Genomic DNA, 12,463 nt, shown 5'->3' with positions numbered 1-12,463 from the left:
TTGAGGAATGAGGTGAAAAGGAGTTGACTGAATCAGAACGTGCTTTGCTCACTTTTGAACAGCTCTTCGATACGTCTCGGGCGATATATAAAAAACAGAAGAAGATATTGGAGATTGTGCTTGAGCCTTTTGATATTACAGTCCTTCAATATTTGCTGATGTTTAAAATTCATCAAAGCGGAAGCACCCCGCTAAGCAAGCTGGCAATGTCGCTTGATCTTAAGCCTGCTTCTGTGACGCGGATGACAGATATTCTGTATAAGCGCCAATTGATGAATCGATATGACAGTCCGGATGACCGCCGTATCGTCATGATTCAGTTAACCGAAGAGGGGGAAGAACTGATAGAAAAAGCCGCTGTGCAATATGCAAAAATGGGTGCGGGCTTGTACCAAAAGCTTGATACCTCCCAGCTGCAGTATTTGCGCAAACTAGCCGGAAGCTTAACGAAGCTTGCTGAAGGCTGTTCAGAAAAAAGCGGTAATTAAAAACTTCTCACATATTTTCACCAGCTTTCCGCAAAATGATAGAGGATGAAACGAAAGGAGAAAACAAAATGAACAGAGGACGTTTAATTCTGACCAACATTATCGGTTTGATTGTTGTTCTTGCAATTATAGCTGGAGGTGCTTACTACTATTATCAAAGCACAAACTACGTAAAAACAGATGAAGCAAAAGTAGCGGGCGATATGGCTGCTATTACTGCTCCAGCAGCAGGTAAAGTATCTGACTGGGATCTGGATGAAGGAAAAACAGTGAAAAAAGGCGATACAGTTGCAAAAATCAAAGGCGAACAAACTGTTGACGTAAAATCCATTATGGATGGAACAATTGTGAAAAACGAAGTGAAAAACGGACAAACCGTACAAGCTGGTACAACAATTGCACAAACGATTGACATGGATAACCTATACATCACAGCAAATATTAAAGAAACAGATATTGCGGATATTGAAGTAGGAAATAGTGTAGACGTAGTAGTTGACGGAGACCCTGATACAACATTTGACGGTACTGTAGAAGAAATTGGCTATGCGACTAACTCAACTTTTGATATGCTTCCTTCTACAAATTCAAGCGGAAACTACACAAAAGTAACACAAAAAATTCCTGTGAAAATTTCAATCAAAAACCCATCTGATAAGGTGCTTCCTGGAATGAATGCATCTGTTAAAATTTCTGAGTAAAACAGATCAGTCATCAAACCATGAAAGGAGGTTGTCTTAGATGGCTACAGGCAAAGAAAAAAATGCAAAAAACCCTATGTCATTGCTGATTGTGCTAATGGCGGGTTTATTTTTGGCAATCCTAAACCAAACACTGCTTAATGTTGCAATGCCGCACTTAATGACTGAATTTGGCGTAAGTGCAACGACGATTCAGTGGCTGACAACAGGTTACATGCTTGTTAACGGTGTATTGATTCCGTTATCTGCTTTCCTGATTACACGATTTGGCCAGCGGAGTCTCTTTCTCGTCGCGATGTTTTGTTTTACGCTCGGTACGTTAGTCTGCGGTATCGCACCTAACTTCTCTACAATGCTGATCGGCCGTTTGATTCAGGCCGTGGGCGGAGGTATCTTGCAGCCGCTCGTTATGACAACCATTCTGTTAATTTTCCCGCCTGAAAGCAGGGGGAAAGGAATGGGGATTTTCGGGCTAGCGATGATGTTTGCTCCAGCGGTCGGCCCGACTCTTTCCGGGTGGATTATTGAGCATTATACATGGCGCATTATGTTTTACGGACTTGTGCCGATCGGCGCAATTGTTATCATTGTGGCTTTCTTCATCTTTAAAAATATGGTGGAGCCGCAAAAAATCAAACTCGATACTCTTGGCGCAATCCTCTCGATTGTCGGATTCGCTTCCTTATTATACGGAGTCAGTGAAGCCGGATCTGACGGCTGGACCGACCCGATTGTATTGTCTACAGTTATTATCGGAGCCATTGCAATTGTTGCTTTTGTGGTTCAGCAATTGCGTCATGATGATCCGATGCTTGATTTCAGAGTGTTTAAATATGACATTTTCTCACTCTCGAGTGTCATTAATATCATTATTACAGTGGCACTTTACACTGGTATGTTCCTTTTACCGATTTATCTGCAAAACCTGGTCGGCTTTACGGCGCTTCAATCCGGTCTGCTTCTGCTTCCGGGTGCGATCGTTATGCTGATTATGTCACCGATCTCAGGTATTTTGTTCGATAAATTCGGACCGAGACCGCTTGCGATTATCGGGCTTCTCGTGACAGTGGTAACAACGTATCAATACACGCAATTGACAATTGATACACCATATACACACATCATGCTGATCTATTCAATTCGTGCATTTGGTATGTCTCTCTTAATGATGCCAGTCATGACAGCCGGGATGAACCAGCTTCCTGCCCGTCTGAACAGCCACGGAACGGCGATGAGCAACACGCTTCGCCAAATCAGCGGATCAATCGGAACAAGTTTAATTACGACGATTTATACAAACCGGACGACATTCCATTATTCACAAATTGCAGATAAAACAAGCACGGCGGACCCGAACTTCCTCCATGCGTTCCAAAATGCAGTTTCGAATTTAATGGTGAATATGAATGTGTCTTATGATACGGCGAAAACATATGTGTACTCACATATTTATAAACACGCATCACTCGATTCCAATGTCATGGGGATAAATGATGCCTTTATGTGGGCAACCTTATTCTGTGTAGCAGGTTTGATTTTAAGTATCTTCCTGCGTGACGTCAGAAAAGATAAATTGCGTAAGAAGAAAAAAGAGGAGCTTTCATTACTTCCTGCTCCAAAAGAAGCTAAGGAATCTTAATCTGTAAAGGGAGGTTTCCTGAATGAAAATTTATGTAGTGTATGATAGTGAAGGCGAACATACTAAAGTGCTTGCAGAAGCGATTGCTGAAGGCGCGAGAGAAAACGACACGGCTGAAGTGTTCATCGACCATGTAGATCAGGCTGATATCCGCAAGCTTAAAGATATGGATGCGATTATTTGGGGATGCCCAGGGCATTTCGGAACAATCAGCTCCGGTCTTAAAACTTGGATCGACAGACTTGGCTACTTGTGGGCTGAAGGCGAGCTGATCAACAAAGTCGGTGCTGTCTTCTGCACAACGGCAACGACACACGGCGGCTTGGAAATGACAATGCACAATTTAATCACGCCGATGTTCCACCAAGGCATGATCGTTGTCGGACTGCCTGGCAACGTGCCTGAAAACGCACTTTATGGCTCTTATTACGGAGCAGGTGTCACTTGTCCGGTAGACAGTGATGAGTTAATGTCTGAGGAAGGTATTCAGCTTGGACGCGCGTTGGGAAGACGTGTCAGCCAAGTCACAGGAAACCTAACAGCAGGACAGTAAGGAGAGGTTGAAATGGCCATTATTATAGCAATAATTGCTGCTGTCATTGTCATTGCGGCCCTTATTACATTTAACGTCCGCAACGCCTCACCTGGACCTGAGAAGCAAGAAGCAACCGATAGAATCGCACCTCCAGAAGAGGAAAAAAACGAAGCGCATTACCCTGCTGAAGCAAGGGCTGCCGAGCATACGCCATCCGTTGTCAAAAACGATTCTCCAAAAGAGAAGCGTGACACAATGGGTGATGATATTTACAGGCAGGCGCTGCAAAAGTTTAAGCATTCTGATGAAGTTCATGCAGAAGAAGAGGTCACTGAGGAAAGTGACAAAATGCAGGACCGCAGCTATCGTGATGCGCTGCTCTCTATGAAAAATAAGAAAAAGTAATGAAAAAGGCAAATCCGTTTACTCATGCGGGTTTGCCTTTTTTGCTGTTTCCATCAATTATGTTTTTATCAAATAAATCCATGGAATATGTTGTATTCCACCTTGATCTAGTGTACTATGTTACTCATACACCGAGGATTTTTTCCGGGAGGTAAAGACATGAATTCTTTTTTAGGTTTATTAAAGAAAGATATCAAGCTTTCAAGAATGTGGCTGCTAGTATGGATATGCGGAATCATTTTCTTATTGGGAACAGGCCATATTATAGCTTCTCGCACGAAAGAACCTCTAGTCATTTTTGGTTTTTTTGTTGCAGTTGCTTTTTTTCTGCTTTTCTTATCTCCTGTTTTTGTGTTTTATCACCTTCGCAAGGAAGGGAAATCACAGCTTTGGCTGTACAATCCAAATGGCGGCTTATGGCTGTTTTCTTCTAAATTGGCAGCATCTTTGCTCTATCAATTTGTGATTCAGTTGGCATTAACAGCCTATGGCATATGGATGTATCATATGCTCTCTGTAAAAAATCTGCTGGAGCATCAAGTTGATATAACGAGTACAGTGGCTTTGCTGAATATGTATGGGCTTATTTCTTCGTTAGATATGTCAGTAACAGTCATTGTGTTTTGGACTGTTTTTCACTCTCTCAGAAATTGGCGCGGAATGCGGTGGGCTGCGATGGTTCTGTTGGTTGCAGTGTGGTTATTCTTCGATGAATACATCATAAGCCCTTTGGTTGAATCTCAAAAGCATTTCTGGCCTGTAACAGTCTATTGCAATTTTGATTTCCACTTCCACAATGTTTGGAGATTGGAACTAAAACCTATCCATCTGTCTGTGCTAGGGTTGCCTATTACTTTAGTCATCACATTCTTGCTGCTTATCATGGCTTCAAAACTGCTTGATCGTAAAGTAGAGGTGTAAATATGGACAATCAATTCCAATCCTCGAAACCGATTTATCTGCAGATCGCTGATCAGATCTTTTATAGGCTGGTCAGGAAGGAGCTGCTCCCAGGAGACAAGCTTCCTTCAGTAAGAGAAATGGCGATTCAAACTAAGGTAAATCCCAATACAATTCAAAGAACTTACAGTGAGATGGAAAGGCTGGGTATTGTGGAGACAAGAAGAGGTCAAGGGACGTTTATTGCGGAAAAAGCAGAAATCGTAGACGAGCTGAAAGACAAGCTGACACGAGAGGTGATGGAAGGATTTGTCAAGCAAATGAAAGAGCTGGGGCTAACGAAAGAGGAAATGTTAGAAGGGATTAAAACATTCACAGAGGGAGGCTAAAATGGAAATCAAGCTAGAACATGTATCAAAAAAATACGGCCGCCATACGGCCGTCAATGATGTGTCAATCACCCTATCATCCGGACGGATTTATGGCCTGATCGGACCGAACGGCAGCGGCAAGTCAACGACCCTGAAAATGATGGCTGGCCTTCTGTTTCCGACTTCAGGATTTGTAAAAGTTGATGAAGAGCAGGTTACGAGAGAAATGGTGCGTCAAACGGCTTATCTTACTGAGCTTGATATGTTTTATCCGCATTTCACTGTTAAAGATATGGTGAATTTTTATCAGTCGCAGTTTCCTGATTTTCATACAGAACAGGTTTATAAGCTATTGAATGAGATGCAGCTGAATCCGGAAAAAAAGATCAAAAAGCTATCAAAAGGAAATCGGGGCAGGCTGAAAATCGTTCTTGCTTTAGCGAGACGGGCAGACGTCATCTTGCTTGATGAACCTTTTTCCGGGCTTGATCCGATGGTCAGGGATTCCATCGTAAACAGCCTTGTGTCGTACATTGATTTTGAGCAGCAGATTGTCGTGATCGCGACACATGAAATTGATGAAATTGAGACTTTGTTAGATGAAGTAATCATCCTCGCCAATGGAGAAAAAGTTGCGCAGCGTGAAGTAGAAGATATTCGTGAACAGGAAGGCATGTCTGTTTTGCAATGGTTTAAATCAAAAATGGAAGTTTGCTAGAAAGAGGAGGAATATGATGAAAACAGTGTTGGAATTGAAAAACGTGACTAAAAACATCAGAGGCCGAACGATCATTGATGATCTCAGTTTTACGATTCGTGAAGGCGAGGTATTCGGTTTTTTAGGACCAAACGGAGCGGGGAAAACGACAACCATCCGGATGATGGTGGGGTTAATGAAGCTGTCGAAAGGTGATGTCCTCATTTGCGGCCAATCAATTACGAAAGAATATGCCAAGGCGATTAAGCATATCGGAGCGATCGTTGAGAATCCCGAGCTGTATAAATTTTTGAGCGGATATAAAAATCTCCAGCAATACGCAAGGATGGTCAAGGGTGTCACGAAGGAAAAAATTGATGAAGTTGTTGAACTGGTCGGTTTAACAGACAGAATCCACGACAAGGTGAAAACATATTCTCTGGGGATGAGACAGCGTCTTGGCTTGGCACAATGCCTTTTGCATGATCCGAAAGTGCTAATTCTGGATGAACCGACAAACGGCCTTGATCCGGCGGGGATCAGAGAAATCAGAGATCATTTAAAGAAGCTGACCCGAGAAAGAGGAATGGCTGTCATCGTTTCAAGCCACCTGCTGTCAGAAATGGAACTGATGTGTGATCGAATTGCGATTCTGCAAAAAGGAAAGCTGATCGATATTCAAAATGTAAAAGATGAAAACATTGATGAGAATGATACATATTTCTTCCAGGTTGAGCAGCCGAGTGAAGCCGCTACTGTTTTAAATCAGTACGATTTGCTGAGTAAGACAAATGGTGTAGAAATCAAACTGGCTAAAGAGGAAGTCCCTGCGGTTATTGAATTGCTGGTGATGCAGCAAATCCGTATTTATGAGGTCAAGGTCATAACAAAATCATTAGAGGACCGTTTCTTAGAAATGACAGGTGAAACAAAAGAGGAGGTTCAGCATGCTTAATTTGATTTATAATGAGTGGCTCAAAATTTTCAGCCGTGCCGGAACATGGGTGATGATCGGAATTCTGGGGCTGACAATGGTTGGATTTGCATTTTTGGCGAATCATTTTTCTGCTAGTGAATCAAATTCCCATTGGAAACAAGAGCTTCAAGCACAAAACGCCGAATTAAAGAAAGAAATCAAAGAAGATCCTTCACTGAAAGATGGGTATAAAGAAACAATCACACTCAACGACTATCGCATCGAGCATAATATCCCTAGTGACACGGGCTATACGGCATGGTCTTATGTAACGGATTCGGCAAACTTTACCATCCTTACCGGTCTGTTTACTATTATCATCGCGGCCGGAATTGTCGCTAACGAATTTAATTGGGGAACGATTAAGCTATTAATGATTCGGCCGCTCAGCCGTTTTCAAATTTTGATGTCCAAATATATTACAGTTCTCCTGTTTGGGCTCCTGTTGCTGTTGATTTTATTTATCGGTTCTACTTTATTAGGGTTGATCTTCTTCGGGACGGGTGGTGAAACCGCCGCGAACATTCATTTAATCTATAAGGATGGCCATGTCATTGAGCAAAACATGATGGGGCATTTGGCCACAACGTATCTTTCTGAATCCGTCTCGGCTTTAATGGTGGCGACGATGGCGTTTATGCTGTCTGCGGTATTCAGAAACAGCTCTCTTGCGGTTGGTTTTTCCATCTTCTTGTTGGTTGCCGGTACGACTGCAACTGCATTTATTGCAGCGAAATTTGACTGGGCAAAATATATATTATTTGCTAATGTCGACTTGACTCAGTATGTGGATGGCACACCGTTAATAAAAGGGATGACTATGACGTTTTCTCTCGTCATGCTAGCGATCTACTTTATCATCTTCCTGTTGCTTGCTTTCGGAATCTTCATGAAGCGGGATATTGCAAACTAATAAAGAAAGCTGTTTTGCTTATGCAAAACAGCTTTTTTGTCAAAATAAAAACTGCAGGTTTGCACCTGCAGTTTTTCATATCAATTTATGCTTACGCTTCTTTAGTAACGTTAGCAGCTTGTGGTCCGCGGTTTCCTTCAACGATTTCAAAAGAAACAGCTTGGCCTTCTTCTAAAGTTTTGAAGCCTTCGCCTTGAATAGCAGAGAAATGAACGAATACATCGTCTTGACCTTCTACTTCGATGAATCCGAAACCTTTTTCAGAGTTGAACCATTTTACTTTACCTTCTAACATGAAATTTCCTCCTAAAGCGATCATAACGCTTAAATTCACTATTCTTGCTCTTAACAAACTTTCAAGACGAAAACTCTTACAAAACTTTCTTCTTAAAGATAGTTCGAACAAAAATAATTACCTTTACTCTACCAGTAATCTTCAGAAAAAACAACTGCTTATTGAAATTTTTTTCGGAAAATACCATATTTATTTTTCAATTTGATATTTATTTACGGAAATTCATCTGTTTTCTCGATATGTGATCATACGTTTGCCTTAGTATTCCTTCATTTTGGGAAGATAAGTAATAGGAATTGACAACCTTATTGGATATGAGTAAGGTAAAAGTTAATCAATATTACAAATGACAACGTTTATCAACTAAGAGAGCGTATGTTTTTTATGTCTGATATTGCTTGCATGCTCTAATACATAGATAGGAGTATGGTCACAATGAAAAAGTGGCTTATATGCAGTTTCGTCCTTGTTCTTCTCGTTTCATTTACTGCATGTTCACCGTCTGCAGAACATGAATCGATAAAAATCGGGATTGCTGAGTCTGACGGGGCAATATGGAACTATATTGCTCAAAAGGCTGAAGAGGCAGGGCTGGATATTCAGCTGATCCCTTTTTCTGATTATGCGGAGTCTGATATCGCACTTGCTAACAAAGAAATTGATGCCAACGCCTTTCAAACCATTTCATATTTTCAGTCGTTCACTGAAAAATACAAACTTAATTTGGCACCGCTCGGGACGACATACATAACGCCCATGGGCATTTATTCAAAACGATATGAACGAATCCGAGATATATCGCGGGGAGCTGTCGTTTCTGTTCCGGATAAAGCGTTCGATTTTGGCAGGGCGCTTACGGTGCTCCAGGAAGCGGGTTTGCTAACGCTGAAAAACGGATTTAACGGAACAGGTTCAGTTGATATGATTAAAGATAATCCGAGACACCTGAAATTAAAAGCTGTCCGGCAACAGGATGCAGTGAGCGGTGCCGACGTGTTTGTCATGAAACCATCAGAAGCAAAAAAAGCGGGCCTGAACCCGAAAAAGCATACGCTAAAGAGCGGCGGACCCATGTCTGAGGAAGAGATGAATTTGATTGTTGTCAGAGCGGAGGATCAAGATCGGGAAGCGCTGCAAACCATTCTTGAGCTTTATCAAGCTGATGATACAGCGGCATTTATAGAAAAAGAATACCAGGGAGATCTTGTCCCGGCTTTCCTGCCTTTGAAACGTCTTTCAGATTGGAAGAATGAATTCGAACATTGAATTCATTCTTTTTTTTCTGAAAAACACACTCTGTTCCGTCCCGTTTCTTTCGCTTTGTAAAGCATTTGATCGGCAAGAATGGGCAAGGATCCTGGCTGTTCCGTATTATTGGGGTAATGAGCGGCCCCTAGTGATATCGTAACTGAAAGCTCTTCGCCGTTTGTTAATACAATCGGTGCATCACTTACAGTTCTCCTGATCCGTTCAGCGATCCGGGCTGCTTTATCAAGAGAACAGTTCGGCAGGAGCACGGCAAATTCTTCACCGCCGATCCGAGCGGCAGGATCAGTATTTCGGATGCTCTGCTTCAGACGTAACCCCAGCTCTTTGAGCACCTGATCTCCTTCATGATGGCCATATTGGTCATTGATGGTCTTAAAATGATCGATATCCATATAAATCAGTGCAAATTGAAAATGCGGGGTATCGGCCGCCTGCTGATACAGAGCTTTCGTGGTTTCTTCAAACTTTCTTCGGTTATACACGCCTGTTAAAAAGTCAAAGTGCGCCTGAAACTTATATTGTTTAAAAAGAAGATGTGCATTTGTTTCATGATCAATAATATATAAACTGAGCATGCCGCCCGCTATTGATATGATCCAAAAATACAAATGAAGTTCGTATGAATGTAAATCTATAAGAAAATAAAAGGAAAAGGAGATCAAGCTATTTGTGATTATTAAAAGATAGAAAGCATGTTTTAGTTGAACTTTTTTTCTTCTAGAAACAATGAGTGACGGAATGGCAGCGATACAAATGATAATAACCGAGTATAGTGCAGATGTGTTCATCGTAATCAGCAAGCGGCCTGCAGTGATCATGGCCAGGGCCGTTGCCGTTGAAACCCAGCCTCCATAAAGAGCGGCAATCATAATAGGGATATTTCGAAGATCAATAATTGAATGCTGATAGGTAAATCCAAAAACCATCAGAATAACCCCGAGCAAACCGCAGGCCAGTCCTTTAACAGCTTGAAAAGATATGCTGTCTTTTTTATGTACTAGCCTTTCTTTAAACAGGTGGGTGAAGAGATAATTAAATGTGATTAAAATGGTCAAATTTACAAACAGTTCTTTCAGCAAATATTATCACCCTTATATAAGGTACTAAAGATGGAAGGGAAAGAAAAGAACAAAAAAGGCATTATATAAGGTTTTTTTACTTGAATTGATAAGTTAAAATAATTCGCACTTGACCCATCGGAATTAGTGTAATATAGTAAATGAGAAAATTTGAAGGGAGAGTTTACCTGCTTTGGAGACTTTACTGGTTGTATTACATGTATTTATTTTATTTTTACTTATCTTAGGGCTCTTTGTTATGCAGAAAAAACATGTTTCCTTCTCTAAACGTGTATTTACTGCGCTGGGGCTGGGGATTGTATTCGGATTTGCGCTTCAGCTGATTTACGGCCCGACTTCAAATATAGTCATTCAAACAGCCGACTGGTTTAATATTGCCGGGGGCGGATATGTCAAATTGCTTCAGATGGTTGTCATGCCGCTCGTCTTTATTTCGATTCTCGGCGCATTTACAAAGCTGAAGCTGACAAAAAATCTAGGGAAAATCAGCGGTTTGATTATCGGGATTTTAGTAGCAACAACAGCAGTTGCTGCAGCTGTCGGTATCGCGTCCGCGCTTTCATTTGATCTGCAGGCGATTCAGGTTGACCAAGGAAGTACAGAGCTTTCACGGGGACAGGAGCTTCAGCAGAAATCAGAGGATATGACAGCGAAAACGCTGCCGCAGCAGATTGTTGAACTGCTGCCTGGAAACCCGTTTTTAGATTTTACGGGAGCTAGACCGACTTCAACGATCGCTGTCGTTATTTTTGCCGCTTTCCTTGGAGTGGCATTCCTCGGCGTAAAACACAAACAGCCGGAACAGGCAGAAACATTTAAAAAACTGGTTGATGCCGTTTATGCCATTGTCATGCGTGTTGTCACACTCATTTTGAGACTGACGCCTTATGGGGTGCTGGCCATCATGACAAAAACAATTGCAACGAGTGATCTTGACAGCATTCTAAAACTGGGCATGTTCGTGATTGCATCATATGCCGCGTTAATCACTATGTTTATCATTCATTTGCTGCTGCTGACGTTCAGCGGCTTGAATCCGGTGATTTATTTGAAAAAAGCGGTGCCTGTACTTGTATTTGCATTTACGTCAAGGTCTAGCGCAGGTGCTTTACCGCTGAATATTAAAACACAGAGAAGCATGGGTGTACCGGAGGGAATCGCAAACTTTGCCGGTTCGTTCGGTCTTTCGATCGGCCAAAATGGATGTGCCGGCATTTATCCTGCGATGCTGGCGATGATGATTGCTCCGACTGTCGGCCAAAATCCATTTGACCCGGTGTTTATTATCACTGTTATCGCAGTCGTTGCCATCAGCTCCTTCGGGGTTGCCGGAGTCGGCGGCGGAGCGACATTCGCGGCGCTTCTTGTTTTATCATCATTAAACATGCCTGTCGCGCTCGCCGGTTTGTTAATCTCAATTGAACCGTTAATCGACATGGGGCGTACTGCTTTGAATGTCAGCGGAAGCATGACATCCGGTCTTATTACAAGTAAGGTCACAAAGGAAATTGATCAAGGGGCATTTCATGATCAATCCAGAGTGATTGAAGCTGAAGAAGCGTAACATATGAAAACGTGTAATCCAAACAAGGATTACACGTTTTTTTAACGGCCGGGTTCTAAGTCCTCCAGCATTTCCATCATCGTGTTGTCGTCCATGACATTCATTGCGCTTTGTTCAAAATGAATGGGTTCAGCATAATGCGGCTGTCTTTTTTTCGCGGGTGTCTCAGTTTGCCTAGTTTGAGACTGTGTATGCTGATGCTGTGGTTGCTGCTGTCCGGCGTGCTGGTGCTGACGGCCATTTTGCCGCTGGCTTTGATGCTGCGAACGGTCCTGGTTATCACCGCTGCTTCCGCTAAATGCTTGTTTGACCATGTTTCCTACATTAGAAGCATCAAACGTGTTATTTTCTGAATTTCGTCTATTCATTTGTCCTGTGATAAACCCGCTGATTCTGTGGCGGATCTGAGGTGATAATGCAGCAATAAGCATAGTTGATCCTATGATCAATGCTGCGGGGCTGATTCCTCTTCGCTGGTTGAACAACATGATCCCTCCTTTGCAGTGTATTCATATTTTCCCCCTCGTTAGACAAATTAACCGTTATATTTCCCGGGAAAGCATTTCCTCCAGATTTGCATGCATAATTAAAGCCAGTTAGAAAAACCTATAAGTAAAGTGATAAAGGAGGA

Annotated in this window: 16 protein-coding genes; 13 read left to right on the top strand and 3 right to left on the bottom strand. The window is 42.1% G+C overall.

From position 1 onward, the window contains the following. Positions 1-23: 23 nt before the first annotated feature. Genes BGM23_RS17140 through BGM23_RS17095 form a run of 11 tightly spaced genes read left to right on the top strand, consistent with a single transcriptional unit; the run spans position 24 to position 7,625 of the window. Entirely contained in the window at positions 24-488 is a 465-nt protein-coding gene (locus tag BGM23_RS17140) for a MarR family transcriptional regulator (RefSeq protein WP_003233431.1), read from the top strand. A 35-nt stretch (positions 489-523) separates the two neighbouring features. Then, the gene (locus BGM23_RS17135) at positions 524-1,189 is read left to right on the top strand and encodes a biotin/lipoyl-containing protein (RefSeq protein ID WP_014476241.1); all 666 of its coding nucleotides are present in this window, start codon (positions 524-526) and stop codon (positions 1,187-1,189) included. 40 nt (positions 1,190-1,229) lie between these two features. After that, positions 1,230-2,828: an MFS transporter gene (locus BGM23_RS17130; RefSeq protein WP_003233429.1), complete on the top strand. Its 1,599-nt coding sequence runs from the start codon at positions 1,230-1,232 to the stop codon at positions 2,826-2,828. Positions 2,829-2,850: 22 nt separating this feature from the next. Further along, complete coding sequence (locus BGM23_RS17125; RefSeq protein WP_015252498.1) at positions 2,851-3,381, top strand: NAD(P)H-dependent oxidoreductase; 531 nt, start codon at positions 2,851-2,853, stop codon at positions 3,379-3,381. Positions 3,382-3,393: 12 nt separating this feature from the next. Further along, a complete protein-coding gene (locus BGM23_RS17120) occupies positions 3,394-3,768 on the top strand; it encodes a hypothetical protein (protein WP_003233427.1) in 375 nt (124 codons plus the stop codon). Further along, complete coding sequence (locus tag BGM23_RS21565; RefSeq protein ID WP_003233426.1) at positions 3,768-3,923, top strand: hypothetical protein; 156 nt, start codon at positions 3,768-3,770, stop codon at positions 3,921-3,923. The genes BGM23_RS17120 and BGM23_RS21565 overlap by 1 nt, the downstream gene beginning before the upstream one ends. A gap of 4 nt (positions 3,924-3,927) precedes the next feature. Further along, positions 3,928-4,689, top strand: coding sequence for a hypothetical protein (locus tag BGM23_RS17115; RefSeq protein WP_029726352.1), 762 nt, complete (start codon positions 3,928-3,930; stop codon positions 4,687-4,689). A 2-nt stretch (positions 4,690-4,691) separates the two neighbouring features. Then, a complete protein-coding gene (locus BGM23_RS17110) occupies positions 4,692-5,057 on the top strand; it encodes a GntR family transcriptional regulator (RefSeq protein WP_046664060.1) in 366 nt (121 codons plus the stop codon). A 1-nt stretch (position 5,058) separates the two neighbouring features. Next, positions 5,059-5,757, top strand: coding sequence for an ABC transporter ATP-binding protein (locus BGM23_RS17105; protein ID WP_003233423.1), 699 nt, complete (start codon positions 5,059-5,061; stop codon positions 5,755-5,757). 16 nt (positions 5,758-5,773) lie between these two features. Beyond that, positions 5,774-6,691, top strand: a complete 918-nt coding sequence (locus tag BGM23_RS17100; protein ID WP_029317524.1) for an ABC transporter ATP-binding protein — start codon at positions 5,774-5,776, stop codon at positions 6,689-6,691. After that, positions 6,684-7,625 carry an ABC transporter permease gene (locus BGM23_RS17095; RefSeq protein ID WP_038427544.1) on the top strand — a complete coding sequence of 314 codons (942 nt, stop codon included), beginning with the start codon at positions 6,684-6,686 and terminating at the stop codon, positions 7,623-7,625. Before BGM23_RS17100 ends, BGM23_RS17095 begins: the two co-directional genes overlap by 8 nt. Before the next feature lie 91 nt (positions 7,626-7,716). On the opposite strand, the gene cspB is transcribed toward BGM23_RS17095, so the two are convergent. Next, positions 7,717-7,920 carry a cold shock-like protein CspB gene (gene cspB, locus BGM23_RS17090; protein WP_003224086.1) on the bottom strand — a complete coding sequence of 68 codons (204 nt, stop codon included), beginning with the start codon at positions 7,918-7,920 and terminating at the stop codon, positions 7,717-7,719. A gap of 435 nt (positions 7,921-8,355) precedes the next feature. Between cspB and BGM23_RS17085 the strand changes: the two genes are divergently transcribed. Continuing rightward, positions 8,356-9,186, top strand: a complete 831-nt coding sequence (locus BGM23_RS17085) for a MetQ/NlpA family ABC transporter substrate-binding protein (protein WP_046664061.1) — start codon at positions 8,356-8,358, stop codon at positions 9,184-9,186. A 2-nt stretch (positions 9,187-9,188) separates the two neighbouring features. On the opposite strand, the gene dgcK is transcribed toward BGM23_RS17085, so the two are convergent. Beyond that, positions 9,189-10,268, bottom strand: a complete 1,080-nt coding sequence (gene dgcK / locus BGM23_RS17080) for a diguanylate cyclase DgcK (RefSeq protein ID WP_003233417.1) — start codon at positions 10,266-10,268, stop codon at positions 9,189-9,191. A 172-nt stretch (positions 10,269-10,440) separates the two neighbouring features. Between dgcK and tcyP the strand changes: the two genes are divergently transcribed. Beyond that, on the top strand, positions 10,441-11,832 hold the full coding sequence (gene tcyP, locus BGM23_RS17075; protein ID WP_003244685.1) for an L-cystine transporter TcyP: 1,392 nt from the start codon (positions 10,441-10,443) through the stop codon (positions 11,830-11,832). Positions 11,833-11,873: 41 nt separating this feature from the next. Here the strand turns inward: tcyP and BGM23_RS17070 are convergent, their stop codons facing one another. After that, a complete protein-coding gene (locus BGM23_RS17070; RefSeq protein WP_041520516.1) occupies positions 11,874-12,320 on the bottom strand; it encodes a hypothetical protein in 447 nt (148 codons plus the stop codon). Positions 12,321-12,463 lie beyond the last annotated feature (143 nt).

Origin of the sequence: Bacillus sp. FJAT-14266, from assembly GCF_001719225.1 — a bacterium.
Lineage (GTDB): Bacteria > Bacillota > Bacilli > Bacillales > Bacillaceae > Bacillus > Bacillus subtilis.
This window is presented reverse-complemented; position numbering and strand designations above follow the sequence as displayed.

What these genes read in the sequence shown, in the direction of transcription:
- BGM23_RS17110 (WP_046664060.1), top strand. Translation starts at nt 4,692, where the DNA reads ATGGACAATCAATTCCAATCCTCGAAACCGATTTATCTGCAGATCGCT.
- cspB (WP_003224086.1), bottom strand. Translation starts at nt 7,920, where the DNA reads ATGTTAGAAGGTAAAGTAAAATGGTTCAACTCTGAAAAAGGTTTCGGA.
- BGM23_RS17115 (WP_029726352.1), top strand. Translation starts at nt 3,928, where the DNA reads ATGAATTCTTTTTTAGGTTTATTAAAGAAAGATATCAAGCTTTCAAGA.
- BGM23_RS17100 (WP_029317524.1), top strand. Translation starts at nt 5,774, where the DNA reads ATGAAAACAGTGTTGGAATTGAAAAACGTGACTAAAAACATCAGAGGC.
- BGM23_RS17070 (WP_041520516.1), bottom strand. Translation starts at nt 12,320, where the DNA reads ATGTTGTTCAACCAGCGAAGAGGAATCAGCCCCGCAGCATTGATCATA.
- BGM23_RS17105 (WP_003233423.1), top strand. Translation starts at nt 5,059, where the DNA reads ATGGAAATCAAGCTAGAACATGTATCAAAAAAATACGGCCGCCATACG.
- BGM23_RS17085 (WP_046664061.1), top strand. Translation starts at nt 8,356, where the DNA reads ATGAAAAAGTGGCTTATATGCAGTTTCGTCCTTGTTCTTCTCGTTTCA.
- BGM23_RS17125 (WP_015252498.1), top strand. Translation starts at nt 2,851, where the DNA reads ATGAAAATTTATGTAGTGTATGATAGTGAAGGCGAACATACTAAAGTG.
- BGM23_RS17130 (WP_003233429.1), top strand. Translation starts at nt 1,230, where the DNA reads ATGGCTACAGGCAAAGAAAAAAATGCAAAAAACCCTATGTCATTGCTG.
- BGM23_RS17095 (WP_038427544.1), top strand. Translation starts at nt 6,684, where the DNA reads ATGCTTAATTTGATTTATAATGAGTGGCTCAAAATTTTCAGCCGTGCC.
- BGM23_RS17120 (WP_003233427.1), top strand. Translation starts at nt 3,394, where the DNA reads ATGGCCATTATTATAGCAATAATTGCTGCTGTCATTGTCATTGCGGCC.
- BGM23_RS17135 (WP_014476241.1), top strand. Translation starts at nt 524, where the DNA reads ATGATAGAGGATGAAACGAAAGGAGAAAACAAAATGAACAGAGGACGT.
- BGM23_RS21565 (WP_003233426.1), top strand. Translation starts at nt 3,768, where the DNA reads ATGAAAAAGGCAAATCCGTTTACTCATGCGGGTTTGCCTTTTTTGCTG.